The sequence below is a fragment of the Mycobacterium alsense genome, assembly GCF_002086635.1.
Classification (GTDB): domain Bacteria; phylum Actinomycetota; class Actinomycetes; order Mycobacteriales; family Mycobacteriaceae; genus Mycobacterium; species Mycobacterium alsense.
In genome coordinates this window covers 34,271-60,479 of sequence record NZ_MVHD01000016.1, presented here as the reverse complement: position 1 = coordinate 60,479, position 26,209 = coordinate 34,271, and the positions used below count along the sequence as shown (strand labels likewise).

General features: G+C 68.0%; 25 protein-coding genes. 8 read left to right on the top strand and 17 right to left on the bottom strand.

Annotation, left to right across the window (positions count from 1 at the left end; genetic code table 11):
• Window positions 1-18 precede the first annotated feature (18 nt).
• A complete protein-coding gene (locus tag BST11_RS11910) occupies window positions 19-1,203 on the bottom strand; it encodes an acyl-CoA dehydrogenase family protein (protein ID WP_067321616.1) in 1,185 nt (394 codons plus the stop codon).
• A 71-nt stretch (window positions 1,204-1,274) separates the two neighbouring features.
• Here BST11_RS11910 and BST11_RS11905 point away from each other — a divergent pair, with 71 nt between their 5' ends.
• From BST11_RS11905 to BST11_RS11895, 3 genes are all read left to right on the top strand, one after another.
• Window positions 1,275-1,661, top strand: a complete 387-nt coding sequence (locus BST11_RS11905) for an NYN domain-containing protein (RefSeq protein ID WP_083138207.1) — start codon at window positions 1,275-1,277, stop codon at window positions 1,659-1,661.
• On the top strand, window positions 1,661-2,635 hold the full coding sequence (locus tag BST11_RS11900) for an NAD(P)H-dependent flavin oxidoreductase (RefSeq protein ID WP_083138171.1): 975 nt from the start codon (window positions 1,661-1,663) through the stop codon (window positions 2,633-2,635). Before BST11_RS11905 ends, BST11_RS11900 begins: the two co-directional genes overlap by 1 nt.
• 91 nt (window positions 2,636-2,726) lie before the next feature.
• Complete coding sequence (locus BST11_RS11895; protein WP_244897621.1) at window positions 2,727-3,125, top strand: DUF732 domain-containing protein; 399 nt, start codon at window positions 2,727-2,729, stop codon at window positions 3,123-3,125.
• Between the two features lie 32 nt (window positions 3,126-3,157).
• Here the strand turns inward: BST11_RS11895 and BST11_RS11890 are convergent, their stop codons facing one another.
• From BST11_RS11890 to BST11_RS11840, 11 genes are all read right to left on the bottom strand, one after another.
• Entirely contained in the window at window positions 3,158-3,823 is a 666-nt protein-coding gene (locus tag BST11_RS11890) for a CAP domain-containing protein (RefSeq protein ID WP_083138170.1), read from the bottom strand.
• Window positions 3,824-3,839: 16 nt separating this feature from the next.
• Entirely contained in the window at window positions 3,840-4,322 is a 483-nt protein-coding gene (locus tag BST11_RS11885; RefSeq protein ID WP_083138205.1) for a hypothetical protein, read from the bottom strand.
• A gap of 89 nt (window positions 4,323-4,411) precedes the next feature.
• Entirely contained in the window at window positions 4,412-4,978 is a 567-nt protein-coding gene (locus BST11_RS11880) for a mammalian cell entry protein (protein WP_083138169.1), read from the bottom strand.
• A gap of 43 nt (window positions 4,979-5,021) precedes the next feature.
• Complete coding sequence (locus BST11_RS11875) at window positions 5,022-6,431, bottom strand: MCE family protein (RefSeq protein ID WP_083138168.1); 1,410 nt, start codon at window positions 6,429-6,431, stop codon at window positions 5,022-5,024.
• The gene (locus BST11_RS11870; protein WP_083138167.1) at window positions 6,432-7,580 is read right to left on the bottom strand and encodes a virulence factor Mce family protein; all 1,149 of its coding nucleotides are present in this window, start codon (window positions 7,578-7,580) and stop codon (window positions 6,432-6,434) included. It abuts the gene before it with no gap.
• A complete protein-coding gene (locus BST11_RS11865) occupies window positions 7,580-8,872 on the bottom strand; it encodes a virulence factor Mce family protein (protein ID WP_083138166.1) in 1,293 nt (430 codons plus the stop codon). Before BST11_RS11865 ends, BST11_RS11870 begins: the two co-directional genes overlap by 1 nt.
• A complete protein-coding gene (locus BST11_RS11860; protein ID WP_067321645.1) occupies window positions 8,869-10,101 on the bottom strand; it encodes an MCE family protein in 1,233 nt (410 codons plus the stop codon). Before BST11_RS11860 ends, BST11_RS11865 begins: the two co-directional genes overlap by 4 nt.
• Window positions 10,098-11,126: a virulence factor Mce family protein gene (locus BST11_RS11855; RefSeq protein ID WP_067321648.1), complete on the bottom strand. Its 1,029-nt coding sequence runs from the start codon at window positions 11,124-11,126 to the stop codon at window positions 10,098-10,100. Before BST11_RS11855 ends, BST11_RS11860 begins: the two co-directional genes overlap by 4 nt.
• A 55-nt stretch (window positions 11,127-11,181) precedes the next feature.
• The gene (locus BST11_RS11850) at window positions 11,182-12,570 is read right to left on the bottom strand and encodes an MCE family protein (protein ID WP_083138165.1); all 1,389 of its coding nucleotides are present in this window, start codon (window positions 12,568-12,570) and stop codon (window positions 11,182-11,184) included.
• A 4-nt stretch (window positions 12,571-12,574) separates the two neighbouring features.
• Window positions 12,575-13,390, bottom strand: coding sequence for an ABC transporter permease (locus tag BST11_RS11845; protein WP_083138164.1), 816 nt, complete (start codon window positions 13,388-13,390; stop codon window positions 12,575-12,577).
• Window positions 13,391-13,399: 9 nt separating this feature from the next.
• Window positions 13,400-14,131 (bottom strand): MlaE family ABC transporter permease, encoded by a 732-nt coding sequence (locus BST11_RS11840; protein ID WP_242660938.1) that lies wholly within the window; start codon window positions 14,129-14,131, stop codon window positions 13,400-13,402.
• A 283-nt stretch (window positions 14,132-14,414) separates the two neighbouring features.
• Between BST11_RS11840 and BST11_RS11835 the strand changes: the two genes are divergently transcribed.
• Both BST11_RS11835 and BST11_RS11830 read left to right on the top strand, forming a co-directional pair.
• Entirely contained in the window at window positions 14,415-14,807 is a 393-nt protein-coding gene (locus tag BST11_RS11835) for a limonene-1,2-epoxide hydrolase family protein (protein ID WP_083138163.1), read from the top strand.
• 55 nt (window positions 14,808-14,862) lie between these two features.
• Complete coding sequence (locus BST11_RS11830) at window positions 14,863-16,068, top strand: TetR/AcrR family transcriptional regulator (RefSeq protein WP_083138162.1); 1,206 nt, start codon at window positions 14,863-14,865, stop codon at window positions 16,066-16,068.
• Window positions 16,069-16,072: 4 nt separating this feature from the next.
• On the opposite strand, the gene BST11_RS11825 is transcribed toward BST11_RS11830, so the two are convergent.
• Genes BST11_RS11825 through BST11_RS11805 form a run of 5 tightly spaced genes read right to left on the bottom strand, consistent with a single transcriptional unit; the run spans window position 16,073 to window position 22,677 of the window.
• Window positions 16,073-16,843 (bottom strand): SDR family oxidoreductase, encoded by a 771-nt coding sequence (locus tag BST11_RS11825; RefSeq protein WP_083138161.1) that lies wholly within the window; start codon window positions 16,841-16,843, stop codon window positions 16,073-16,075.
• Window positions 16,840-17,910 (bottom strand): 3,4-dihydroxy-2-butanone-4-phosphate synthase, encoded by a 1,071-nt coding sequence (locus BST11_RS11820; RefSeq protein WP_083138160.1) that lies wholly within the window; start codon window positions 17,908-17,910, stop codon window positions 16,840-16,842. The genes BST11_RS11825 and BST11_RS11820 overlap by 4 nt, the downstream gene beginning before the upstream one ends.
• A gap of 15 nt (window positions 17,911-17,925) precedes the next feature.
• A complete protein-coding gene (locus BST11_RS11815; protein WP_083138159.1) occupies window positions 17,926-18,981 on the bottom strand; it encodes an alpha/beta fold hydrolase in 1,056 nt (351 codons plus the stop codon).
• A gap of 30 nt (window positions 18,982-19,011) precedes the next feature.
• Window positions 19,012-21,537, bottom strand: coding sequence for a 2Fe-2S iron-sulfur cluster-binding protein (locus BST11_RS11810; protein ID WP_083138158.1), 2,526 nt, complete (start codon window positions 21,535-21,537; stop codon window positions 19,012-19,014).
• Between the two features lie 30 nt (window positions 21,538-21,567).
• Complete coding sequence (locus BST11_RS11805) at window positions 21,568-22,677, bottom strand: LLM class flavin-dependent oxidoreductase (protein ID WP_083138157.1); 1,110 nt, start codon at window positions 22,675-22,677, stop codon at window positions 21,568-21,570.
• Between the two features lie 234 nt (window positions 22,678-22,911).
• Here BST11_RS11805 and BST11_RS11800 point away from each other — a divergent pair, with 234 nt between their 5' ends.
• From BST11_RS11800 to BST11_RS11790, 3 genes are read left to right on the top strand one after another with little or no spacing between them, the layout of a single operon-like run.
• The gene (locus tag BST11_RS11800; RefSeq protein WP_083138156.1) at window positions 22,912-23,859 is read left to right on the top strand and encodes an enoyl-CoA hydratase; all 948 of its coding nucleotides are present in this window, start codon (window positions 22,912-22,914) and stop codon (window positions 23,857-23,859) included.
• 14 nt (window positions 23,860-23,873) lie between these two features.
• On the top strand, window positions 23,874-25,103 hold the full coding sequence (locus tag BST11_RS11795; protein ID WP_083138204.1) for an acyl-CoA dehydrogenase: 1,230 nt from the start codon (window positions 23,874-23,876) through the stop codon (window positions 25,101-25,103).
• A gap of 1 nt (window position 25,104) precedes the next feature.
• Window positions 25,105-26,205, top strand: coding sequence for an acyl-CoA dehydrogenase family protein (locus BST11_RS11790; RefSeq protein WP_083138155.1), 1,101 nt, complete (start codon window positions 25,105-25,107; stop codon window positions 26,203-26,205).
• The last annotated feature ends 4 nt before the right edge of the window (window positions 26,206-26,209 follow it).

The window sequence follows — 26,209 nt, the reverse complement described above, 5'->3', positions numbered from 1 at the left end:
CGCTGATACTAGCCAGGCCTACAGCCCGGGCTGGTCCTCGATGATGCCCAGCCAGATCTGCGCGACGTCGATGGCCACCTTCTCGCTGATGAACGCGTGCTGGGTGCCGGTGTAGATGTCGCGGAACGCCCGCTCCAGGCGGCTGCCCTCGCGGATCGAGCTGGTCCCGGCGACCAGGTGCGCCCACTCGGCGCAGGCCCGGGCCGTGTCGGTGGCGAAGACGGCGGCCACCCGCATGTCCGCGCGCAGGGCTGGGGTCAGGTCGTGTCCCTCGGCCACGGCGGCCTCGGCGGTGGTGAACGCGTCGAGCACCAACAGGCGGGCGGCGCGCCAGGCCGCCCGGTGGTGGGCCAGCCCCTTCTGGAATGTCGGGCGGCTGGCCAGGGCGGCCATGTCGCTCATCCGGAACTTGGTCGCCGCCAGTTCCTGGACGTCGTCGAGCATGCTCTTGGAAACACCCAGCGCCCACGACGCGTGGCCCGCGGCGGTCACGGGCATCAGGCCCATGCGCGTGGCCGGCGACGAGCCGCGGTAGGGCTCGCGGACGAACAGCTCGAAGGTGCGGCCGTCGGGGACGAACACCTCCCGGGCGTTGTAGTCGTAGGAGCCGGTTCCCTTGAGCCCCTGCACGAACCAGCCGTCGTCGAGGCTGATCTGGTCCCGCGGCACCACCGCGACCCGCATCTCGGGGAATCCCTCGCTGATCCAGCGCATCTCGCCGTTGTCCATCGGGAAGAACCCGGCGGCGATGTATTCGGAGTGGCCGGTGCCGGAGCCGAAGTTCCACGACCCGCTCACCACGTAACCGCCCTCGACGACGGTGCCCTGCCCGTTGGGGAAGAACTGGCCGCCCAGCGTCACGCGGTTGCCGTGGGCCGTGAACACCTCGGCGAATCCGTCGTCGGGCAGATAGGTCGCCGCGGCGAAGGACGACGGCAGGTTGGCGATGCCGATCCACCCGAACGACCCGTCCTGCCAAGCCATTTCGATCCAGGTTTCGATCATCTGTGCGAACGACGGCTCGACCCCGCCGGCCGCGACCGGGTTGAACGCCGACATCAAGCCACAGGCCCACATTTCGTCGACGATCGCCGGGGTGAGGGTGCGCGCCCGCTCCGATTCGGCGGCCTCGGCCCGCACCAGGTCGCGCATCCCGCGGGCCAGCGAAACCACGCGGTCATCGGTGTCGGCTAACGACGTCATCGGCGTTTTCCCATCGTCAAGCTGCTGGACCCGATTACTCTACGGCGCGCCCCCGCCCTACCGTGTGGTTTGTGCGCTGGATCGTCGACGGCATGAACGTGATCGGCAGCCGCCCCGACGGGTGGTGGAAGGACCGCAAACACGCCATGCTCACCCTGGTGGACCGGCTCGACCGGTGGGCAAAAAGTCCCGAGAGCCAAGGAGGCCAAGTGACCGTGGTGTTCGAGCGGCCGCCGTCGAGCGCCGTCGCGTCGTCGGTGGTCGAGATCGCCTACGCGCCCCGGGCGGCGGCGAACTCGGCCGACGACCAGATCGTCCGGCTGGTGCGGGCCGACGCCAAGCCGCACGAGATCCGGGTCGTGACCTCGGACAAGGAGCTGAGTGCCCGGGTCTCCGCCCTGGGGGCCTCCGTGTACCCCGCCGCAAGCTTCCGCGACCTGATCGATCCGCGCGGCTGATGGGCGACAACGGCCGCGGTCCCGCGCCCAACCGGGTCTGCGAACTCGCGCGGATCGACATCCCGATCATCCAGGCCCCGATGACCTACATCGCCGGCGCGCAGCTGGCGGCGGCCGTCTCCGGCGCCGGCGCGCTGGGCATCATCGAAACCACGTCCGAGCAGGGCCGGGCCGACCTGCGGCGGGTACGCGACCTCACCGACCGCCCGGTGGGCGCCAACATCGCGCTGCTGTTCAACCGCGACCCGGCCGTAATCGATCTCCTTGTCGCCAGCGGCATCCGGTTCGTCACCACCTCGGCGGGAGACCCGAAGCTGTTCACCGACCGGCTGCACGATGCGGGCATCACCGTCTTCCACGTGGTGGGCACGCTGGCCGCCGCGAGGAAGGCCGTCGACGCCGGCGTCGACGGGCTCGTCGTCGAGGGCGTCGAGGGCGGCGGGTTCAAGAACCGGTTCGGCGCCTCGACGATGGTGCTGCTGCCCCTGGTCGCCGCCCACGTCGACGTGCCCATCGTGGCGGCGGGCGGGATCTGCGACGCCGCGTCCATGGCCGCCGCACTGGTCCTCGGCGCCGAGGGTGTGCAGATGGGCACCCGGCTGATGGCCTCGGCGGAGTCGCCGGTGCACGGCAACCTCAAACAGGCGGTCGTCGGCGCCGACGAGACGTCGACGGTGCTGCTGCCCCTCGACGGCAAGCGCATGATGCGAGTGATCCGCACCCCGGCCGCCGAAAAGCTGGACCGCACCGGGTCCTTCGGGACGTCGTCCGAGTCGGGCGGCGCGGCCCTGCAGCGCGTGCAGCGGCTCTACTTCGACGGCGACATGGACGCCAGCGTCGCCAACACCGGCCAGGTGGCCGGCCGGATCGACGACCTGCCACCGGCCGCCGACATCATCAAGCGGATGTGGGCGGGCTGCCGCGACGTGCTGGCCGGCACGGTCGATCGCCTTGGGCCGGCCCATGGGTGCTAATGGTCTTGATTCGCAGATGAATTCGATCTGGCGCCGGGTGGCGATGTCGGGAGATAATCCCTTATCCGCCAGGCGACAAACGGAGCAGCCCATGAAAGACATCGGCCCTTTCCCCGGCCGCCGGTGGTATGCGGCGAAGGGACGCGGGTGGCCGGTCGTCCTGATCATGACCGCCGCCGTTGCCGGCGCGATTCCGGCGCCGCGTGCGGTTGCCGCTCCTGCGCCCGAAGTCGAGTACCTCTATGACGTGACGGTGCGGCGACATTACGACTTCCCGAACAATGACGCGCTGGGCTACGGCCGCGGGATCTGCGACAGGGTCACCGCGGGCGAGGGCTACCCGGAGCTGTTGGGTGGGGTGAAGGACACGGTGACGCCCAATGACGAGACCGCGGCCAATTACCTTGTCTCGTATGCGGTTAACCTCCTGTGTCCCGCCCAGCTCTGGCAGTTGCGGAACTCGGCCGCGCACTACCAACCGGGCGAATAGTCGCACCGAATCGACACGCGCCGCAAGTTCGCCTACTGCGGCGGCATGCCCGGCGGCGGGTACACCCCGCGCAGAATCCATGGGAGCCAACTGATGCCGAATTCGACCTCGTCACTGGCGTCGTAGTCGGGGCTGGGGTCGATCGGAACGTTGTCCGGTAGGGCCACCGTTGACGCGGGCCCCGGCTGCGGTGGCTTCGGCGGTGGCGGATCCGGCCGATCCGGCTGCCCGTACACGGCCACCACGACGGTGCGATCGGGGCTGTTCTCCGACCACACCCCGATTTGGCTATTGGCGCAGTCCGACATGATCGCGAAATCCGCCGGGTCGTAATACCACCGGTTGAGCAGGTCGATGCCGCTGATCGCCATGGCGGGGTTGATCGCCACGGTTTCGGCGACCCGGCCGGAAAAGCCCGCCGCGTCGGCGCGGTCCTGCGCCGTCGAGCCGTCGGAACCGACGTCGCCGTCGAGGTCTCGGTGATTCAGCACATCGAGGGTGTGCCGTTGGGCCGCCAGCCGCAGTTGCGGGTTGATCTTGACGTCGTTGGTGCAGCCGGCCTGATGCTGGACGGTGTAGACGTTGGCGACCACGCCGTCGTTGAGGCGCTTGTTGTCGGCGAGCGCCGTGGGCTCCCCCAGCGCCGCGCAGGCTGACCAGGCGAGCAATGCTGACACGGTCACCGATCGACGTCGCATCCCGGTTCTCCTTTGCTCACACGGGGTCGAATTGCGAGACCAGCCAACGGTCGTCGACCTTGTCGAGGGTGACCCGCACGCTGGACGCGGTGCTCGTCGGGGCGTCGTGACCGACGACGATGGTCTGGTTCACGAAGAGCAGGACGACGGCGTGGCGGGCCGAAGCCGACGTCGAGGCGGCGGCGGGGATGCTCGCGACGGCGGAGATCTGCTTCTGCTTCGCTCCTGGGATCACCACCTCGTGGGTCAGCTTCGTGTACGCGTCGAGAAACGGGCCGGTCAGTCTGCTCCGCGCCGCCTCCAGGTCCTTCTCCACCGTGTCGGGTCGATATGACAGCAGCGCGACGGTGGCATCGGTGGCGGCCCGCACCGATTCCGCACGGGCGGTGTCGGCGCCTCGCGCCGAGGACTCCTGCCACTTCAAAAAGCCCGCGGCACACGCCAACAGCAGCGCCAGGACGCCCGGAAGCACGTAGGTGATGATCCGCTGCCGGCGGATGTGGCGACGAGGTTTGACCGACTCGGCGGATGCCTTTGCCGCCGTTTCGGTGTCACCGCACTCGCCCGCGCGGGGCGACCCGCCCGCGCTCACGGCACGAACCTGACGTCGGAAACCTTCACTTGCCCCCCGGCCCGTTGCACGGAGACGCGCATCCGCCATGCGCGCGGCGCCTGGTCCGACTCGGCGGCGGTCGAGGTCCGTACGGACACCGCGACCAGGACCTGGGCCGTGTCGGCGGTCTCGGATTCCAGCCCGGCCTCGGTGATCGAGCCCACCGTGGTCGCCTTGGCTTGCTTGAGCACCTCGATGAACGGCTGCGCGCGCCTGGCGAAGTCGTTGTAGAAGTCTCCCGTCGCCCCGTCCAGAATGCGGTGCACGTCGGCGTCGGCGTGCTGCCAGTCGATCGTCGTCAAGTTCAGCGCGCCCTGCCGGGCCACCTGTAGGAACTGATTCCGTCGGGCCTGCGCCTCCTGCAGCTGGTGGACGCGAAATCCGAACCACCCCACGGGCGCCGCCAGTGCGAGGATGGCCGCCAGGCACAAGGTCGCCGCGCGCCGCCGTGTGGACGCGCGCCGCCCGCCCCGCGCCGCGGGCGCCTCCGGGTCAACGCGGGCGTCGTCCACCCGCGCTTCGGTGTCAGCGGTTACCGTCATACCGTCCTCCATCCCATCGCGACCAAGAGATCCGCGGTCATGCTCAGCCGCCCGGCGGCAGCAACATCGCTTGCCATGTCTTGTCTTTCGGCGCGGCCTGACCCAGGTCCGAGCGGGTGTATCGGTGTCCGTCGGGAGCCGTATAGGTTCCGGTCGCCGGGTCATAGTCGGCGAGGGGTAGGGGCGGCGGCTGTGGGATGTCCTGACCGGACAGGGTGGCGTTGGGGTCGCCCTTCCAGTTGGAGCCGTCGTTGAGTGGCACGTAGTGCTCGTCGCTCTCGCACATCTTCACGGTGGGCGCGCGCTTGCCGGGCACGGTTTCGCACGGGGTGTTGCGCGCGCCACGCACGTTGAGCCAGGAGTCCTGCGGCACCCGGCAATACAGGTCGCCGCCCGGGCGGTTCGGGTAGTCCTCGAGCGAGGGGACGCGCTGCTGCTGGGCCGGCAGGAACCCGGTGGTGCACGGCGGCGGGAGGTTGAGGTTGAGGTTGAAGCTCAGGTACTGACCGCGGTACGCCTGCTTGGTGTTCAGATTGGCGACGATGCCCGCCTGGTCGGCGGCGACGGCCATGGGGAACACCACCAGCAGCTGTTCGATGTCGTTCTGGTAGGTGAGCGCGACCTGGCCGACGCTGACGAGGTTGGCCAGCAGGAGCGGCAACGTGGGTCGCAGCCGCTCGATCAGCCCGCTCGCTTCGGCGAGTGCGGGTCCGGCTTTGTCGATGGTGCCGGCGACGGCGCCGTCATGGGCCCGCAATTCGGTGGTGACGGTGGCCAGGTGCGCCGCCCACCCCGCGATGGCATCCGCGCTGTGCGCCTGCGAGTCGAGGACCGGCTGGGCCTGGTCGATCAGGGCCACCAGCGGGTCGAGGTTTTCGCGTGCGTCGATCGCCAGCTTGGACGAACCCGCGACGAGGCGGGACAATTCGGGGCCGAGCCCGCCCACCGCGGTGTACGACTCGTTGATGACCGTCCGCAGGTTGTCGCGAGGTATCGCGGCCAGGGCGGTATTTGCGGCACCGAGCAGTTCGTTGATGTCGGGCGGCACGGAGGTATTGGCCAGCGGGATCACGTCGCCGTCGTGCAGCGGTGGCGACGTGCCGTTGCGCGGCAACAGCGCAACGTACGTCTCACCGATCGCCGTCTGACTGTGCACCTCGGCACGGAGGTCCGACGGGATGTCGATGCCCGATTTCAGGGAGAGCACGGCTTCGACGCCGGTGTCGGTCAGGCGCACGGATTCGACCCGGCCGACTTCGGAGCCGCGGTAGGTGACGTTGCCGGTTCCGTACAGCCCGGCGGCCTGCGGCAGCTCCACGCGCACCGTGTAGCGCCCGACGCCGAGAAGCATGGCCGGTAGTTTCACGAAGTGCAGGAACGTCACCGTCAGCGCGAGCAGCGCGATCGCACCAAAGACACCCAGCTGCAGGATGATTCGTCGGGGTAAATGCATCTATGGCCCCTGATCCGCGCGGTAGGGGGTGGTCAGCGGGTTGCCGGGGGTCCCGTGCGGGCCGCGAGCGGTGCACGGGCTGGGGTACTGACCGATGGTGCGGCCCCATTGCAGCTCCAACTCGGTGAGGTGGCACTCCCATCGGGTGCCGGTGAATATTCCTTGGTCGATTCGGCTGAGGGTGAGGTCGACGATCGCCGTCAGGTTGGCGTAGTCGCCGCGTTGGAAGTTCTCGAACGTTTCGTTGGGAAACGGGAAGGTGGCCAGCAGGCTCAGCGATCGGGTAAGGCTGGGCCCGGCGTTGGCCAGCGAATCCAGCACCGGCCCCAGTTGCCTCAGTTCCTCGACCAGGTTGTCCTTGGTCTTGTTGACCGAATCGGCGGTCAGGGCGCTGAATTTGCTCAGTTGATCGGCCGCCTCGACGAGTTGATCCCGCTCGTCGTCGAGCACCGCGAGCGCGTCGGGAATGGTCGCGAGCGCCCGGTCCAGCACCGGTCGCTGTTGGGCGAACTTGCCGACGAGGTGGTTCAAGCTCTCGGTGGCCGCGATGATGTCGCCCTTCTGGTCGTTGAGCGTTGCGGTGAACCGGTCCAGCTGCCCGATCAGGCTTCTCAGGTCCTGCTCGCGGCCGCGGAATGCGGTGCTGAAGGCCTCGGTGATGTCCTGGATTTGGCCCAGTCCGCCGCCGTTGAGGACCAGCGACAATGCCGCCAACGTCTGTTCGGTGCTCGGGTAGGCGCCCCCGCGCGACAGCGCGATGAGCGAGTGGTCACGCAGCTTGCCCTGCGGCGCTTCGGATCTGGGCGGCGCCAGCTCGATGTGGTACGAGCCGAGCAGGCTGGTCGTGCCGATCTTGGCCGTCGCGTTCGCGGGTAGGTCGACGTCGCCGTTGAGCCGCATGGTCACCAGCGCGTGCCAGCCCTGGCGTTCGATTTTCGTCACGTGGCCGATCGTCACGTCGGCGACGCGCACCCGCGAGTTCGGCTGGATGTTGTTGACGTCGGGCATCTGCGCCTGGATCTCGAAGGATCCCGCCCCGTTGCCCTCGGTCCCGGGCAGCGGCAGCGAATTCAGTCCTCGCCAGCCGCAGCCCGATAGCCCGACCGCGACCACGAACAGCGTTGCCGCCCAGCGCCATCGGCGGGTCATCACGGGCCGCCCGTCGGGGGCTGCATCATGCCGGACAGGCCGGCCGCGGGGTCGGTGGTGACCGCCGGCGCGGCCGGGGCACCGCTGGGCGGTGGCGGTGCATCCGGCGCCGGCGGGACGTGGTCGGGCCGCATCCAGTCCTCGCTGTAGGTGACCTCGTTGGGCCGGGCCTGCGCACCGACGAAGAGGTTCTCGCCGATCGGGGGAAAGTTGTATTGGCGGTTTTTGAAGATCGGCGCCAGGTACTGCACGCACAGCTTTGCGGCCTGCTCGCCGCCCAGCCGCGAGGCGGCCTGCACCGCCCCACAGAGGAACGCGATGGGATTGGCCAGGTTGTTGGCGGCCAGCGCGCCGGTCAGCGCGCCGTTGGCGGGTTCGTAGATGTTGTTGAAGTTCTGCAACACCGTCGGCGCGATGTGCAGCGTCTGCTTGATGTCGTCCAGGCTGTCGACCAGCGCCTTGCTGATCGAGGTGAGTTTGTCGGCCGTCGTGCCCAGCGCCTCGCGGTTTTCCGCGGCGAAGCCCTGCACGTTGGCGACGACCCCGTTCAGCTCCTCGGCCGCCCGAGCGATCTTGTTCGGGTCGTCGGCGAGCACCGACGACACCGCCTCCAGGTTGCGGTTGAGCCGCTCGAGCAGATCCGCGCTGTCGTGCAGGGCCTGCACCAGCGTCGACAGGTTCCTGATCGTGGCGAAGATGTCGTCGCTGTGGTCGCCGAGCGCCGAAACCGTCCGGGACAGCTTGATAATGGCGTCGCGGATGGTGGGGCCCTGCCCACGCAGGTTGTCGGCCGCGGTGTTGATCAGTGAGCCCAACGTGCTGACGCCGCCGGGCTGGGTGGGCTTGAGCAACTCGGTCAGCCGCTGAAGCTGAACCCGCAGGTCGTCCCATTCGACGGGCACCGCGGTGCGGTCCTGCGGGATGACTGCGCCGTCCCGCATGACGGGCCCGCCGGTGTAGGGCGGCGTGAGTTGAATCGCCCGGCCCGTCACCAGCTGCGGCGACAGAATCGCGGCCCTTGCGTCTGCGGGCACTTTGTACCTGCGGTCGAACCAGAACGAAACCTTGGATCTCAGCGGCTGCGGTTCGATTTTGACGATCTTGCCCACCGGCACGCCGCGGATGCGCACCTCATCGCCGGCGAACACGCCGTTGCTGTTGTCGAAGTAGGCGACCACGGTGGTGCGCTCGGCCGCGTCGGAGGCGCGCATCGCGACGATCACCCCCGCCACGAGCACCAGGGCGAGGGCGGTCGCCAGCACCGTCCGCGCGCGTCGGAGTCTCGTTGTCACCGTTGGCCTCCGGGCTGCTGTGCGGGTGGTCCGGGCGGTGGCCCCCCGGGCGCGGGTGCCGGCGGCTCGGGCCGGTACGGATAGCGCGGATCGCCGGGGTTGCCGGTGATCGCGTCCGGCAGGTTCGTCCGTGGTGGGCCACCCTGGCCGGTGCGGGGGTATGGCATGGGCAATGGCGGGGTGCCGGACTGGCCGGTTTGGGTATCGGTCAGCTGCGACGGCAGCAACGTGGCCGGGTCCAGCCCCAGGTCCGAGAACGCGGCGCTGACGAACGGTTGAACGAACTGCCCCGGCAGCAGATTCACCACGTACGCCTTGAAAAAGGGGCCGGACGACAGCGACTCGCCCAGCGACATGACGTAGGTGTTGATCATCGGGATGGCCTTCTGCAGCCGTTCCTTGCGGTTTGCGACGATGTCCAGCACCCCGTTGAGCTTGTCGAGCGCCGGGCGCAGTTGTTGCCGGTTCTCGGCGATGAGGCCCTGCAGCTGCCGCGCAGTCGCCGAGATGTTGCCCCAGATCTGATCCAGGGCGGCGCTTTGCGTTCGCAGCTGCGCCAGCAGCGCATTGGTGTCGCGCACCAGGCCGACGATCTGGTCGGTGCGCCCGGCCAGCACGCCGGTCGCCCTGGCCGCGTTGTCCAGCAGGCCACGCAGCTGGGCGTCGCGGTCGTCGAGGGTCTGCGCGAGCCGGGCGACGCCCTGTACGGCGTTCCTGAGGTCCGCCGGTGTGTTGGCGAAGGTTTGCGCAAGGGTGGCCATCGATTCGGACAGCCGGTCGGTGTTCAGCCCGCTGATCGTGGCGGCCAGGTCGCCGAGCGCGTCGGGCAGCTGGTACGGCGAGATGGTCCGCTCGATCGGGATGGGGCCCCGCAGTGTGCCCTCCCCGCGCGGGGTCACGTCGAGGAACTTGCTGCCCAACAGCCCCTTGGTCTTGATGGCGGCCTCGGTGCGGTTCCCGAGCCGGACGTTCTCACCGACCGTGAACTTGACCAGCACGCCGGGGCCGTCGAGTTCGATGCCGGACACCTTGCCCACCGGGTAGCCGGAGACCTCGACGGTGTTTCCCGTTCGCAGGCCGCCGACGTCGGCGAAATAGGCGCCAACGTCGGTGCCCCGGTTGAAAATTGGCAGCTTCTGGTATTCCAGGGTGGTAAACACCACCGCCGCCACGGCCACCACGCCGACGGAGCCGACGATCATCGGGTTGCGTTCGGAGAACGATTTCACTTCGGAGCGCACCGTCCCGTGGCCTGGCCGGCCACCTTGATGTACACCGGCTGACCGCCCTTGCCGTTGACCTTGAGCACGACGTCGCAGAGGTAGAAGGCGAAGAAGTCGCCATACATGCCCTGGCGGACCAGGGCCTGGTACTTGTCCGGCAGCGTGTTGAGCAGGTTGTCGAGGTACTCGCGGTCGGAGAGTGCGACGCTCGCGACGCGGTCGGTCTCGTGCACCACCTTCGCGAACGGGGCCCGGGCCTGCGACAGCAGGTCGGCGACCGAGCCGGCCGCCGCGTTGGTGTAGGCCACCGCGTTGGCGATGTCGGCCTTGCGTTCGGCGAGCCCGTGAATCAGCTCCGACAGCGACACCACCGCTTTGTCCAGCCGATCGCTTTGGCCGCCCAGCGAGCCCAGCACCACGTTGAGGTTGTTGACGACCTGTCCGATCAGCTGATCGCGGTCGGCAAGCGTATTGGTCACCGCCGCAGCCTGTTCCAGGAACGACCCGATGGTGGCGCCCTGTCCTTGAAACGCCTGCAGCAGTTGTTCGCTCAGCGCGTTGACCTGATCCGGGTTCAGCGCGCGAAACAGCGGCCGGAAGCCGCCGATGAGGGCGTCCAAATCCAGCGCCGGTTTGGTGCGGGCGAGTGGAATCGTTTGACCCGGGGCAAGGGTGCGGAGCCCGCCGGCCCCCTCCTCGAGCGCCAGGTAGCGGTCGCCGAACAGGTTGTCATAGCGGATCACCGCCTGGGTTCCCTCGGTGAGGGTGACGGAGTCGTCGGCGGTGAACTCGACCCGCACGGTCGCGTCCGGGTTGATGGAGATCTTCCTGATCTTGCCGACCTCGACCCCGGCGATCCGGACCAGCTTGCCCTCCCTCAGATTGGAGACGTTGGTGAATTCGGCGTAGTACCTCTTGCCGTCGCCGAACCGCAGCTCTCCGAAAACGGCGAAGAGCAAGAACGCGGTCAGCAGACAAACCACAAGGAAGCTGCCGAGGCGCATACCGATGCCCCGCAAGTCTTCTCTCATGGTCGCTCTCCTGCGTGTGTAAAGTTCCGACGGTCGCCAAACGGGTCCGCACGTATCAGGGTGGCGGTGAATCCCCTTGCGGTGGAGCCGGATCCGTCCGTTGCGGCGCAGACGGGGCGGGCGTGGCCGGCGGAACCCCCGGCCAGAGCGGGACCCCGCCGGGCCCGTACTGCGCCGCCCCGTACGGCGGCCCCCCGGGGCTGGGCCCGACCGCCGGCCCGGGAATGCACTGGCGGACGCTGGGCGGCTGAGGGAGCGCGCGGGTCACCGGAAGGTAGTCGACCCAGCACGGATGGCCGATGCCGGGATTGGGCCGGATATCGAGCCCGGTTCCCCACCCCGTGTCGGTGATGAGTTCGCGCACCGGAAAGTTTTTGGTGGCGTCGGGCAGCGACCCGCACCCGGGTCTTCCGCCGGGGCCGCCCTTGGCCGCGACGCGTGGCAGGTTGTCCGGATACGCGTAGGGGTCGTTGCCCAGCAACAGGCCGACATCGAGTTGCAGCGTGCGGCCGTCGGCACCGCCCCACGCCGAATACCCGCCGTTGTCCAGATACCACTTGGCGCCCTGCAAAAAGCAGGTGTACTCGGGGTTGTACTTGAGCAAGAGGGCGGTGGTGGGTTCCAGGATGTTGACCGCCGCGGCGAGATTGTCCCGGCTGGTACCGATCAGGTTGGTCCCCGATTTTGACAAGCCGATCACGTTGAGCAGCAACGCATCCAGCGCCTTGGAATGGTCGACGATGGTGCGGCTGGTGGTACTGGCGGCGTCCAGGATCTTCACGATGTCCGCGGCCGCCGCGTCATAGGCCTCGTTGAAGCCCTTGACGGAGTGCAAGTCCCGGCGAAAGGCGTCGCTGCGCGCGTTCAGTGCCACCAGAACCTGGTTGGCGGCGGTGGTCGCCTCCCCGATCCGTTCGCCCTGCCCGCGCACCCCGTCGGCCACCGCCGTCAGCACCGAATTCAGCTTCAGCGGGTCGATCATGTCGAGTAGATCGACGACGTTTTGGAAGACCGTGTTGATCTCCGTGCTGACGTTCTTCGAATGCAGCACCGCGCCGGCGGCCAGCCGCTGCGGACTCGGGTTCGGCGGATACACCAGCTCGACGAACTTGGCGCCGAAAGCGGTGGTGGCACTGATCTTTGCCTCGACGTTGGCCGGGATGTACCGGAGCGAATCGGTGTCGATCTCCAGTTTCAGGCGCGCGGCATCCTTGTCGTCGCCGATCTGACCGACGCGGCCCACCTGCACACCGCGCAGCATGACCTTGGCGCCGGGGTCCATCACCAGGCCGGAGCGATCGGAGGTCAGCGTGACCGGCGCATAGGACCGCAAGCTGCCGGTGAACGACATCGCCGTCACCAGGACGGCCACCCCGATCGCCGCGAACAGGATCAGCGTCCACCACGCGTCGTGCAGACGATGTCTTTCCGGCCCGGGACTCATGACACTAGCTCGCCAAATGAAAGTCGGGAGACCGCCCATAAATGGCCAGCGTCATGATGACTATCGCGACCGACGCGACAACCATCGAGGCGCGCACCGCCCGGCCGACGGCCTCGCCGACCCCGGCGGGGCCGCCGTGCGCCATGTAGCCGTAGTAGGTGCACAACAGCATGATCATCAGCGCGACCACGATGACTTCGGCCGACGACCAGAGCACGTCGCTCGGGCGGAGGAACGTATTGAAGTAGTGGTCGTACACACCGGATCCCTGCCCGTAGACCGCCGTGGTGCCGACGCGGGCGGCCAGGTAGGCGGTCATGAGGCCCACGCAGAAAAGCGGCACGGCCACAACCACTCCCGCCAGCACCCGGGTGCTCGCCAGGTAGCTGACGCTGCGGATACCGATCACCTCCAGCGCGTCGATTTCCTCGTTGATCCGCATGGCGCCAAGCTGCGCCGTGGCGCCGGCACCCACGGTGGCGGCCAGCGCGACCATCACCGTTCCCGGCTGGATCTCCCGGGTATTGAAGAAGGCCGACGCGAAGCCGGTCAACGCCTCCACGCCGACCGAGGCGAACTGGTTGTAGCCCTGCACCGCCACGATTGCGCCGGTGGTCATGGCCAGGAACCCGACGATGACCACCGTCCCGCCGATCACGGCGAGCGTCCCGACCCCGAACCCCATTTGCGCGATCACCCGTAGCAGCTCGCTGCGGTAGTGGATGATCGCGTCCGGAATCCCGGCCACGGTGGTGATGTAGAACCGCATCTGCGATCCCAGCTGATTCCATTCGCGGGCAAGGGTTTTCATCGCTGTCATGGATTCACCTCAAGACACCATGAGCGGCATTCCGACGGCGGTGACGATGATGTTGATCACGAACAAGACGATGAACGCAAACACCACGGTTTCGTTGACCGCCCTGCCGACGCCGGCCGGGCCACCGCCGACGGACATGCCCTTGTAACAGGCGATCAGTCCGGCCATCAGCCCGAACAACGTCGCCTTGATCATCGAAATGACGACGTCGATCGTGTGGGTGAGCGTGGTGAGGCCGGTCACCCAGGCCCCGGCCGAAACGTGCATGAGGAAGACGGAGCAAAAAAACGCGCCGATCAGACCGGCCGCGGTCACCACCGAACTCAGGGCAAGCGAGACCGTGGTGGCCGCCAGCACGCGGGGAACCGCCAGGGCCTGAATCGGGTTGATGCCCATGACCCGCAGCGCGTCGAGTTCCTCACGGATGGTGCGTGCGCCCAAGTCGGCACACATGGCGGTGGCGCCCGCGCCCGCCACCACCAGGACCGTGACGATCGGGGCGCTCTGGTCCACGGTGAAGACCGCGCAGCCGGTGCCGGAGAAGTCCGCGGCACCGATGTCGGTCAGCAGGACATTGAAGAGAAAGCCCGAAATCACCGCCCACGGGATCGTCATCAACACTCCCGGCAGGGTGGACACCCGCGCCACGAACCAGCACTGGGACAGGTATTCACGCCACGCGAACGGCGGCCTGAACATCGACACGAACGTGTCGAGGGCCATCGCGAAGAACTCGCCCATCGCCCGGACCGGCCTGCCGACGGGAAAAATCGCCCGCTCGACCGCGAGGCTGGAGTTGCTCACGCTGCCCCCCGGATGGGTCGAAGTGGACGAACGATATCCGCGAGGGTACGCGGGCCGGGGGCCTCATGTCCATAGCGGATACGCATTCAGGCGGGGAGTCGAACCGTAAATAGCCAAGAAACTAGCCATTTATGGACGATGATGTATCTTGCTAGTACTGTAATATCGGCTAGCAGGTGCCCGCCCGAGTCGTCTGGTCACCTGAGGAGGAACTGTTGGCATGACCGATACCAAGCAAGCCAGCGAGAGGGTCGTCCGCGACTTCCTCGGGTCCTGGCAGGGGCGCGACCTCGACGCCATCTGCGGCGGCTTCGCGGACGAAGCGGTCTACCACAACGTGCCGGTCGAGCCGATCGTCGGCATCGCCGGCATCCGCGCGATCTTTCGGGCGTTTCTGGACGCGTTCAGCGACGCCAGGCTCGATATCCTGACGTTGGCCGCCGAGCCCGGTCGGGTGCTCGTCGAGCGCATCGATCGCTTCACCATGAACGACGGGCGCAAGGTCGTGCTGCCGGTGACCGGCGTGTTCGAGGTCGAGAATGGCAAGATCAGGCGCTTCAGCGACTACTTCGACCTCGCGGACTTCGAGGGGCAGAGTGGAATGAAGCTCTAGGTGAGGCTTCTGGCAGGATTTGTGGTTCCGGTGCGCAGGAAGGGGATTCGAGTCGATGGAGACCGTCGCGACCCCGGCCCAACCCGTTAAGCGCCGGCCGAAGGACCGAAAGAAGCAGATCCTGGAGCAGGCCGTCGGGCTCTTCATCGAGCGCGGGTTCCATTCGGTCAAGTTGGAGGACATCGCCGAGGCGGCAGGGGTCACCGCCCGCGCGTTGTATCGCCATTACGACAACAAGCAGGCGCTGCTCGCCGAAGCGATCCGAACGGGCCAGGATCAATACCAGAGCGCGCGTCGCCTCACCGACGGCCGGACGGAGGCGACGCCCCGGCCGCTGAACGTCGAGCTACCGGAGTTGATCGCCGCGGCCATCGCGTCTCGGGCCCTGACGGTGTTGTGGCAGCGCGAGGCCCGTTACCTCAACGACAGCGACCGCGCGGAAGTCCGGCGCCGAATCAACGCGATCGTCGCCGGCATGCGCGACAGCGTGGTCCTGGAGGTGCCCGGGCTGAGCCCGCAGCACTCGGAATTGCGGGCGTGGGCGGTGTCCAGCACGCTGACCAGCCTGGGGCGGCATGGCCTGACCCTTCCGGCTGACGAACTCAAGGAGCGCCTGCACCGGGCGTGCCTGGCCGCGGCGAGGACGCCGCCCGTCGCCGAGTTGCAGCCCGTCCCGACCGATGCCGACACGCGCGACGAGGACGGCGTGCTGTTCTCCCGGTACGAAACGCTGCTGGCCGCGGGCGCGCGACTGTTCCGTGCGCGTGGTTATCCCGCGGTGAGCACCAGCGAAATCGGGAAGGGGGCAGGAATCGCGGGCCCCGGGCTGTATCGCTCGTTCTCGTCCAAGCAGGCCATCCTCGACGCGCTCATCCGCCGCCTCGACGAGTGGCGGAGCCTGGAGTGCGTCCGCGCGTTGCGCGCGAGTCACCAACCGGCGCCGCGCCTTCGCGGGCTCGTCGAGGGTCATGTCCGGATCAGTCTGGACGCCCCTGATCTGGTTGCCGCGTGTGTCACCGAACTGTCGTACGCCTCGGACGAGGTGCGCGACGGATACGTCAGAAATCAAACCGACCGCGAGGCGCTCTGGATCGACCTCATCGGAAAGCTGGTCCCCGAGACCGGTGTCGCCCAGGCGCGACTGCTCGTGGCGGCGGCGGTCAGCTTCATCGAAGATGTCGCTCGCACATGGCATCTGACGCGCTACACCGGGGTCGAGGACGAGATCACCGCCATCGCGATGTCCATCCTGACCAGCTAGCGGGTCACCAGAGCGCGGCGATCGTTCCGCCGTCGGCGATCTGCGTCGTACCGGTGATCATCGCCGCATCGTCGGACAACAGGAAAGCCACGATGCCGGCCATCTCCTGCGGCGTCGCCATGCGCCCCTGCAAGCGGGCGATCATCGCGCGCGCGCCGCCCTCACCGAGCGCTTGGTCGAACATCGTGATGGCCGTCTGCTGCATCGGTGTGTCGACGAACGCGGGCAGCACGGCATTGGAGCGGATGTTCGACGCGCGCAACTCCGCGGCGGTGATGCGACTCAGGTGGCCGATCCCGGCTTTGGACATGCCGTATGCCCCCGTGCCGCCCACGCCGACGTGGCCCGCCAACGACGACATGTTGACGATGGCTCCCCCGCCCCGTTCGTTCATCTTCGGCGCGGCGTGTTTGGTGCATAGCCACGCCCCGCGCAGGTTGACCGCCATGACCCGGTCGAAGTCCTCGACGGTGGTGTCGATGACCGGAGCCATGTGGACGATGCCCGCATTGGCGACGAGCTTGTCCACCCCGCCGAATGCCCCGGCGCACGCCTCGACCATGCCGATGACCTGCTCCTCGTCGCTGACGTCGACGCGGTGACCGATTGCGCCGCAACCGATTTTCGCCGCGGCCGCATCGGCCGCGGCGCCGTCGATGTCGGCGCAGAGCACGTGGCAGCCCTCGGTGACGAGGCGCTCGGCGACCGCGAGGCCGATGCCGGCCCCGGCCCCGGTCACGATCGCGGCCTTGCCCGCCAGGTCCGGATGGCTCAACCCGCAACCGCCAACGCGTCGGCTGCTATGCCGTGCTCCCGAATGGCTCCGAACAAGACGATGCCGAATCCCGGCGATGCGTCGGACAGCTTGAGGGCATACACCCCGAGGTCGCGCAGGATCCATGCCACGGTGTGCGACACCGGGTCACCGGTCGCGCCCCGGGCGTACAGCCCGCAGGAGCGCGGCGGTCCGGGCGGGCGCAGGTACACGACCAGACCGTTGCCCCGGGCCGACATCCGCGCCAGCGCGTCGTGCAGTTCCCCGCCGCAGCGGCACGCGCGCGAGCCGAAGACGTCGCCGGTCAGGCACTCGATGTGGACGTGCAGCGGAACGGGCACGCCGGCGTCGGCCGCGCCGATGATCACCGCCAAATGCTCACCGTGGCCGTGCACATCGCGAAAGCCGATGACTCGCGAGTCGCCGGCCCGGGTGGGCAGCATCGATTCCGCCACGCGGAGCACCTGGGGTTCGGTGCGTTGCCGATACGCCACGAGTTCGGCGATCGAGACGACGGCCAGCCCGTGTTCGACGGCGAATTCGACCGGCTCACCGCCGCGGGCCATCTTGGCGGGGCTTCGGCGGGAGACGATTTCGCCGAGCGCCGCGGCGCGCGGCCGTCCCGCGAGATCGGCCAAGTCGACGGCCGCCTCGGCGGCGGCCGCGCGCCCGAGCACCCCGTCGGCGCGGGCCCGCACCGGAAGCACGTGACCCGGGCGCACGAAGTCCGCGGCCGCACTGTCCGGCGACGCGAGCGCGGCGATGGTGCGCGCGCGATCCCGCGCCGAAATCCCGGTTCCGGTCCCGCGGCAGTCGACCGACACGCACTGCGCCGTGTCGTGGTGGCACATGGGAGGCAGGTTCAGCCGTTCGCACTCGGAGCCCGGCAACGCGACCCGCAGGTATCCCGAGGTGTGCCGGATGGCAAATGCGACCAGCCGCGGTGTCGCGGCGTCCGCCGCGAAGACGAGACGGCCGTCGCCATCGGCGTCACCGGCGAGGACGACGGGTTGCCCCGCGGCCACCGCCGTGATCGCGCGGCGCACGCGGACATCGCTGGTCTTCATCGTGTTGCCATACGACTAACCAAGCCCGCCAAGGAAATCGAGCAGGAGCCGGTTGGTCTCCTCGGGGGCTTCCTGCTGAATCCAGTGCCCGACGTCGGCGATCATGTGGGTGCCGCGGTAGTTCGGCATGAGCTCGTGGGCACGCTCGAGGGCCTCGGCGCCCCAGGTCGTCCCGACGTCGTACTGGCCGCCGATGAACATCGCGGGCGGGGTGAGCGGCGTGCCCTCGTACTCGGCCAGATCGTGCCAGTCGTTGTCGATGTTGTGATAGAAGCTCAGCGGCCCCCCGAAGCCGGAGCGCTCGAACTCGCCGGCGTAGAAATCGAGGTCGGCGTCGGTGAACCAGGCCGGCATCGTCTCGGGATAGATGAACGCGTCCTTCAGCTTTGCGCCCGCGGCCATGCAGAGCGGGCCGGCGCGGATCACGTCGATCGGGTCCATGGACTCCAGGTCGACGCCGGCGTCGACGGCGGCCTTGGTCGCCGCGATCATCCCCTCACCGGACACCGTGTACGTCAGCCCGAGTAGCCACGCCCGCACGTCTTCTTCGATCTCGGCGATGATGCCGTCCTGCGCGGAGAAGTAGTCCTGGTACCAGACCCTGCCCTCGCCGGCGAGTCGCAGGTGGTAGTCGTTGGGGCGGTGCTCGCCGAACGGACTGCCCGGCAGGCCGATTACGCCGCGCCCGGCGAAGGGAACGCTGATGCCCACCACCCCGGCGCATCGTTCCGGGTGCAGCCAGGCGAAGGTCCACGCGACCGGCGCGCCCCAGTCGTGACCGATGACGACGGCGGTGTCCTCGCCGTAGGCGTCGAGGACACCGACGACGTCGCCGACCAATTCCTTGATGCGATAAGCGGTTTGGACACGGTACTTCGACGAGCGCCCGTAGCCGCGCTGGTCTATGGCCACCACGCGGTAGCCGGCACCGGCGAGCGCGGGGATCTGACGGCGCCACGAGTACCAGGACTCCGGGAACCCGTGGAGCAAGACCACCAACGGTCCCTCGCCCTCCTCGACGGCGTGGATGCGGGTGCCCCGGCAGCTCAGCGACTTATGGACCTGCGACATGTCGGCCTCTCTCTCGCGGTGCGCGTCGTTTCAGTGCCCGTCCGAAGCGCCGGCGCCCACGAGTTGACTCGCGGGGGCGGCCGGTATCGAACGGTTTTCGTAGTTGCGGGCGATCAGCGTCTTCTCCCCCGCCAACCGGGTGCGGGCCCACTTGCCGAGGACGCGGCGGGCGATCGCGGGCTTCATCAGCGCCATCGGCGGCTTGACCAGGTGCACGACGGCCAGAAACTCGCGGTAGGCGTCGAGGTCGTCGTGCACCAACTCCAACAACCGGTCCATGTACCAGGTGAGCGCCCGGAAATAAAAGGGGCGCTTCTTGTCCACGTCCTTGATCCAGTCGAAGCGCAGGTTCTGTTCGCGGATCACGAACCAGGCCGTGTCGGCCATCTTGGCGATGGACCGATAGTACCGGCGTGGCAGATCCCGGTGCCCGGGACGATACTTGGCCAACAGCAGCTGCATCTCGCGAACTTCCTTGAGCGCCAAGCTCATACCGAGCCCGGAGACGGGGTCGGCACTCGTGTAGGCATCGCCCACCGCCACCAGCGCGCGCGGAAGGTTTCGCTTCTTCTCGTAGCGCAGACGCAGCATGTTGGGGTATCGGAAGTTGTAGATCGGCGAGGCCGGCTCGAGCCCGTCGATGTTCTCCCCGATGACCGGCGACGGCATCAGGTCGGCGAACTCGCGGAACTCCCGCGCGGTGCGTGGGGGCGAGTAGCAGTTGTACGCCACCAACGACGTGGACAGGATGGTGCGCGAGCTGTCGGTGTAGTACTGCGCGGCGTAGGTGTCCTCGTAGGGCCGGTAGGCGTAGCAGATCACCATCACCTTGTCCTGCCATTGCCGCTCCGGCGGAACCCGGTGCTGCATGGTGGAGTAGAAGCAGTTGATGATGTCCTGCTCCACCTCGGGAGCCCCGATGCCGATGCGCTCCAAGAACTCCGGCACGCGGGTGTTCTTGCCCGACGCGTCCACGACGAACTCGGCCGGCACGATTTCGAGGCCGCCGCCGTCACCCGGCACGGCGACGCCGACGACGGTGTTGGTGTGGCGGTCGAACACCAGGTCGGTGACCTCCGACTCGTAGCGGAAGTCGATTTTCGGTTCGTCGTCCAGCCGGCGCCGCACACACCATTCGAGCAGCGGACGTCCGGCGCACACGATCTCGATGTCGCTCGTCCCGGGTTTCTTCCAGGTGCCGCCCAAGCGGATCCGGTACTGGGCCGCCATGTCGACCTTGAAGGCTCCCTCGCGCACCATGTCGTCGACGATGCCGGGGAAGAAGCGCTCCAACTCGATCTGGCCGGCGGTCAGCAGGTGATGGAGGTGCCAGCCCTGCGCCGCGCCCGGCCTGCCCTCACGGCGACGGTGCGGATCGTCCATTTCCAGCACGATGACGCGTTCGAAGGTTTCACTGCATACCTTGGCCGCGGCGATGCCCGCGATGCTGCCGCCGATGACCACCGCCGTACCGCGGCCGCGGCGGCGGACGTCGGCCAGGTCCAGACTCGAGTAGTCGAGGAAGACCGGGTTGCGGCGCAGCGCGGCCCCGCTGGCCACGAATTTCTCGTGGTACAGCCCGACGCGGTGGAAGCCGTTGCGTTGCAGCCAGGTTCGGGTGGCTTCGACCATCGCGCCGGGACCGCACAGGTAGACGTCGGCGTCGCCGCCGGCCAGCATCCGCTCGTCCAGCAGATCGGTGACCAGCCCCGTCCGCCCGTCCCATTCGGCGTCCGGGCGCGCGACGATGACGTGCAGCTCCAAGCCCGCGACGCGGCGTTCCAGCGCCTTCAGTTCGTCGAGCTTGCACAGGTCTTCGACCGAGGTCACTCCGTAGAGCAGGTGAACGGGGTGGGCCGTCCCGCCCTCGAGGCTCTCGGCGATGGCCAGGATCGCCGACAAACCCGTGCCGCCCGCGACGAGGATGACCGGCCGCACGACGGGGCGCAGGTAGAAGTTGCCTTTGCTGCCCCGCAGCGCGATGCGGTCGCCGGGCCGGGCGCGGTCGCGAAGGTAGTTCGACATCTCCCCGTCGGGCAGCAGCCGGATGACGAACTCCAATTCGGCCCCGTCGCCGCTCGCGTGGGCGTAGGAATAGTTGCGCCACGCGGTGGTGCCGGGAACCTGCAACTGGGCGAACTGGCCCGGCTTGTATTTCGGGGCCGGCGCCATGGCGGAGACGTCCACGCGCAGCAGGGCGGTGCCGGGTGACACCAGGTCGATCCCGGTCACCACGCCCTCGCCGGCGACCAGCAGCGCCGCGTTGTCGTCGGCCGGGTACTGCAGTTCGATCCGGCAGTCGCTGTCCGCGAACGTCTGGCACGTCAGGATCTTGCGGGCCTCCCGCTCCACGTCGGACAACCCCTCGGTGCGCCCCATCTGGTAGCGCCCGGCGGTGCACGTCGCGACGCAGGTGCCGCAGATCCCGCTCTGGCATTCGTTGACGATGGCCACACCGTGTTCCTCGGCGGCCTCGAGGATGGATTGATCCGGCCGCACCGGCATCGCCCGGTGCGTCCCGTCCGAATAGCCGACGGTGACCTGACGAACCGCCATTTCGGTGTCCCTTCCCACGAGCGCGGAACGCTAGACGATGGCGACGGCGGGCTTCTTGGCGATGCGGGCGTTGAGTCTCGGCATGACTTCCTCGGCCAGCAGTCGCAACGACTCCTTCCAGGGGCCCGGGTTCTCGACGTAGTCGAATCCAAGCACCAAGAGGTGGCCGAAGCCACCGACCTGGTCATAGGTCGCCTCGAGTTTGTCGACGACCGTGTCCACCGACCCGACCACGAAGGTGTTCTCCGCGAGGTATTCCGGGGTCACGTCGTCATCGGGCACCGACGGGTTGTGCTTGTAGAACTTGGTCATGCCGAACATGCGGAAGGTCGGCAGCACGTATTCGCGCATGGCCCGGCCCATCGTGCCGTCGACGGCATACCGGAACGCCTGTTCGTCCGTCTCGGCCACCAGTACTTCACGCACCAGTCGCCAGTCGCGGCGATCCGGCGTCCGGCCGGATCGCTCGGCGCCTTCCAGCACCGCGTCCCAGTGGGTCGCAACGTATTCGGTGTTGAGGTCCAAACTCATTGGCAGATAACCGCGTTCGCCGGCCAGCTTCAGGGTCTCCGAACCCGCGCTGAACCCGGTGACCCCGATGGGCGGATGAGGCTTCTGGTAGGGCTTGATGTGACGCTTCATCAGGCCCTCGAACATCGGCGCGATTCCGTTGGCGTTCCAGTACTTTCCGCGATGTTCCCAGGGCTCGTCCTCGGTCCAGATGCGCAACATGATTTCGAGCGCTTCACGCGTCATCTCGCGATGCTCGCCGTTCTTTCCGTCCACGTCATAGAGCGCCCAGTCGCCCGGGATGCCGCTCGCCCCGACTCCCAGCATGAAGCGGCCCTGGGCCAGGTGGTCGAAATAGGCCACCCGATGGGCCAATTCGACCGGGTGGTGGTAGGGCAGCAGGTGCGCGCCGGGAGCCAGCTTGATGCGGGTGGTGCGCAGCAACGCCTGGGCCAACAGCAGGTCGGGCGCGCAGATCGGCTCCCACGGCACGGTGAAGTGTTCGCCGACCCAGGCCTCGACGTAGCCCAGCCGATCGGCCAGCTCGATGATGTCGAGGTCCCATTGGGTCGCGTCGTAGAGGGAGCGCTCCGGCGGATGGGCGGGCATGAGAAAAATTCCGATCTCCACGTTGAACCCTTCCTCGTTGCGCCCGGCCGGATCGTCCGGCGCCGTGGCGGCGTCCTCTGTAGGTATACCACAGTACTAGCAAGATACTTCATAACATACAAGACCCATTTTGCGTGGGAATTCGTATGATCTATCGTTGTACAGAAGCGTATTGGTTATGGACATATCGGGTGATCGCCGCGTAACCTCGCACAGGTCGCCCGCGCAGCGCGCAGCGAGCAGTGAGGAGCCGCCATGAGCGTCACCGGGACCGGTCCGGTCGATCGCCCGCCCGATGAACGGTTTGTGCAGGATTTCGCCTTCATCCGGTACGAGACGTTGGACGAGGGTCGGATCGCCGCGATCACCCTGGATCGCCCCAAACAGCGCAACGCGCAGACTCGCGGCATGCTCGTCGAGTTGGGCGTCGCGTTCGAACGCGCCGAGGCCGATGACACCGTTCGGGTGGTCATCTTGCGCGGCGCCGGGCCCTGCTTCTCCGCGGGACACGACCTCGGCTCCGCCGACGACGTTCGCGAGCGCTCGCCGGGCCCGGGCGGTCACCCCACCTATCGGTGCAACGGCGGGACCTTCGGCGGGGTGGAGTCGCGAAACCGCCAGGAGTGGCACTACTTCTTCGAGAACACCAAGAGGTGGCGCAACCTGCGGAAGATCACCATCGCCCAGGTACACGGGACGGTCCTGTCCGCGGGCTTGATGCTGGCCTGGTGCTGCGATCTGATCGTCGCGGGTCAGGACACGGTGTTCGCCGATGTGGTCGGGACCAGGCTGGGGATGTGTGGGGTCGAGTACTTCGGTCACCCGTGGGAGTTCGGGCCGCGCAAGGCCAAAGAACTCCTGCTCACCGGCGACTCGATCGGCGCGGACGAAGCGCATTCGCTCGGGATGGTGAGCAAGGTGTTTCCCGATGCCGAATTAATCGACAGCACAATCGAATTCGCTCGGCGCATCGCGAAGCTACCCACGATGCCGGCGCTGCTCATCAAGGAATCGGTGAACCAAACCGTCGATGCCATGGGCTTTTCGACCGCACTGGACGGCTGCTTCAAGATCCACCAGCTCAATCATGCCCACTGGGGCGAAATCACCGGGGGGAAACTCTCTTACGGAACGGTCGAGCACGGGCTCGACGACTGGCGCGCCGCGCCGGACATCCTGCCCGCCGCAAAGCACCGACCGTGACGGGGGTGGCGCGCATGGATGTCAGCTACCCGCCCGAAACGGAAGCGTTCCGCCACCGGATCCGCGCGTTTCTCGCCACGCACCTGCCGGCCGGCTGGGCGGGCCCTGGGGCCCTCGGCCAGGACGAGCGAGAGGCGTTCGCGCGGCAGTGGCGGCAGTGCCTTGCCGCGGGCGGCCTGGTGGCCGTGTCCTGGCCCAAAGAGTACGGCGGCGGCGGCCTCTCCCCGATCGATCAGGTGGTGCTCGCCGAGGAGTTCGCGCGGGCCGGCGCGCCAGAACGGGCGGAAAACGACCTGCTCGGCATCGATCTGCTGGGCAACACGCTGATCGCCCTGGGTTCCGAGGAGCAGAAGAAGACCTTCCTGCCCCGCATCCTCAGCGGTGAAGATCGCTGGTGCCAGGGATTCTCCGAGCCCGAGGCCGGCTCCGACCTGGCGGCCGTGCGGACCAGGGCCGTACTCGACGGTGACCGGTGGGTGATCAACGGCCAGAAGATCTGGACATCGGCCGGGGCCACCGCAAACTGGATCTTCCTGCTTGCGCGCACCGACCCGGCCGCCCCCAAACACAGGGGCCTGTCGTTCCTGCTGGTGCCCATGGACCAGCCCGGCGTCGTGGTGCGCCCGATCGTCAACGCGGTCGGACACTCCTCCTTTTGCGAGGTGTTCTTCACCGATGCGCACACCCCGTCGGTCAACGTCGTCGGCGGGGTCGGTGCCGGGTGGTCGACCGCGATGACCCTGCTGGGTTTCGAGCGCGGGTCACAAATTGCCACGGCGGCAATTGATTTCGGTCGAGACCTGGAGCGGCTGTGCGAACTGGCCCGACGGCGTGGATTGCACACCGACCCGCGCATCCGCGACGTGCTGGCGTGGTGTTACACGCGGGTGGCGATCATGCGCTATCGGGGCTATCGTGCCCTCACCCTGACGCAGGGCGGACAGGCGCCCGGGGCCGAGGCCGCCGTCACGAAGGTCATCTGGAGCGAGTACTTCCGGCGGTATACCGAACTGGCCGCCGAAATCCTTGGGCTCGAGGCGGTTTGCCCGCAGGGCCCGGGCAACGGTGGGGCGCGGCTAGTCCCCGAGGCGGGGACCCCGAACTCCCCCGCCTGCTGGATGGGCCAGTTGCTCTACGCGCGGGCGGCGACCATCTACGCGGGCAGTTCACAGATCCAGCGCAACGTGATCGGCGAACAATTGCTGGGGCTGCCCAAGGAACCGCGTCCGGAATCGAAGCGGTGACATGGACTTTCGTTACAGCACGGAGCAGGACGTTTTCGGCGCATCGCTGCGCGGCTTTCTTTTCGACCTGGCCCCCGCCTCGCGGGTACGCGAGGTTGCCGCCACCCCGGACGGCCATGACAAGGGGCTGTGGCAACGGCTTTGCACCGAACTGGAGCTGACCGCGCTGCACGCCCCACCCGAGTACGGCGGAGCGGGCGCCACGCTCGAGGAAACGGCGATCGCTTTCCGCGAACTCGGCCGGGCGCTCACCCCGGTGCCCTACGCGGCGACGACGTTTGCGATCGACGCGGTGCTGCGACTGGGCGACCAGGAGCAATGCAAGGGCCTTCTCCCCGGACTGCTGTCCGGGGAGAAGGTGGGAGCGTTGGCGGCCGCTGGACCCGACGACTCCGACCCGTCCGGGGTGAGGGTGCGGGCCGACCGCCGCGACGGTCGCATCCTGCTCACCGGCGAGTGCGCGGCGGTGCTGCACGGTCACGTCGCCGATCTCTTCGTGGTGCCGGCGGTAACCGACGGCGCGGTCGTCCTGCACGTCGTGGCCGCCGACGCCCCGGGCGTCACCGTGCGGCGGCTGCCATCGTTCGACATCACCCGGCCCGTCGCCGCGTTGTGGCTGAGCGGCGCCCCGGCCGAAGCCCTGACCGCGGGCCCTCCCCAAGAGGTGCACCGGGTGTTCGATGTGGCCCGCACGCTGCTGGCCGCCGAAATGCTCGGCGGCGCCGAGGCGTGCCTCGACCTGGCGGTCGAATACGCCAAGACCCGACGGCAATTCGATCGCCCCATCGGCTCGTTCCAGGCGGTCAAGCACGCCTGCGCCGACATGATGATCGAGATCGACGCGACCCGGGCGACCGTGATGTTCGCCGCGATGAGCGCCGCCAGGGACGACGGGCTGGCCGTCGCCGGGCCGTTGGCGAAGGCGCAGGCCGCGGACACCTACGCGCTGTGCGCCGGTTCCGCCATCCAGCTGCACGGCGGCATCGCGTTCACCTGGGAGCACGACCTGCACCTGCATTTCCGGCGGGCCAAGGCCACCGCCGCGCTGTTTGGCAGCAGCGCGGGTAACCGCGCGCTGCTGGCCGACCGGGCGGGACTGTAAAGCA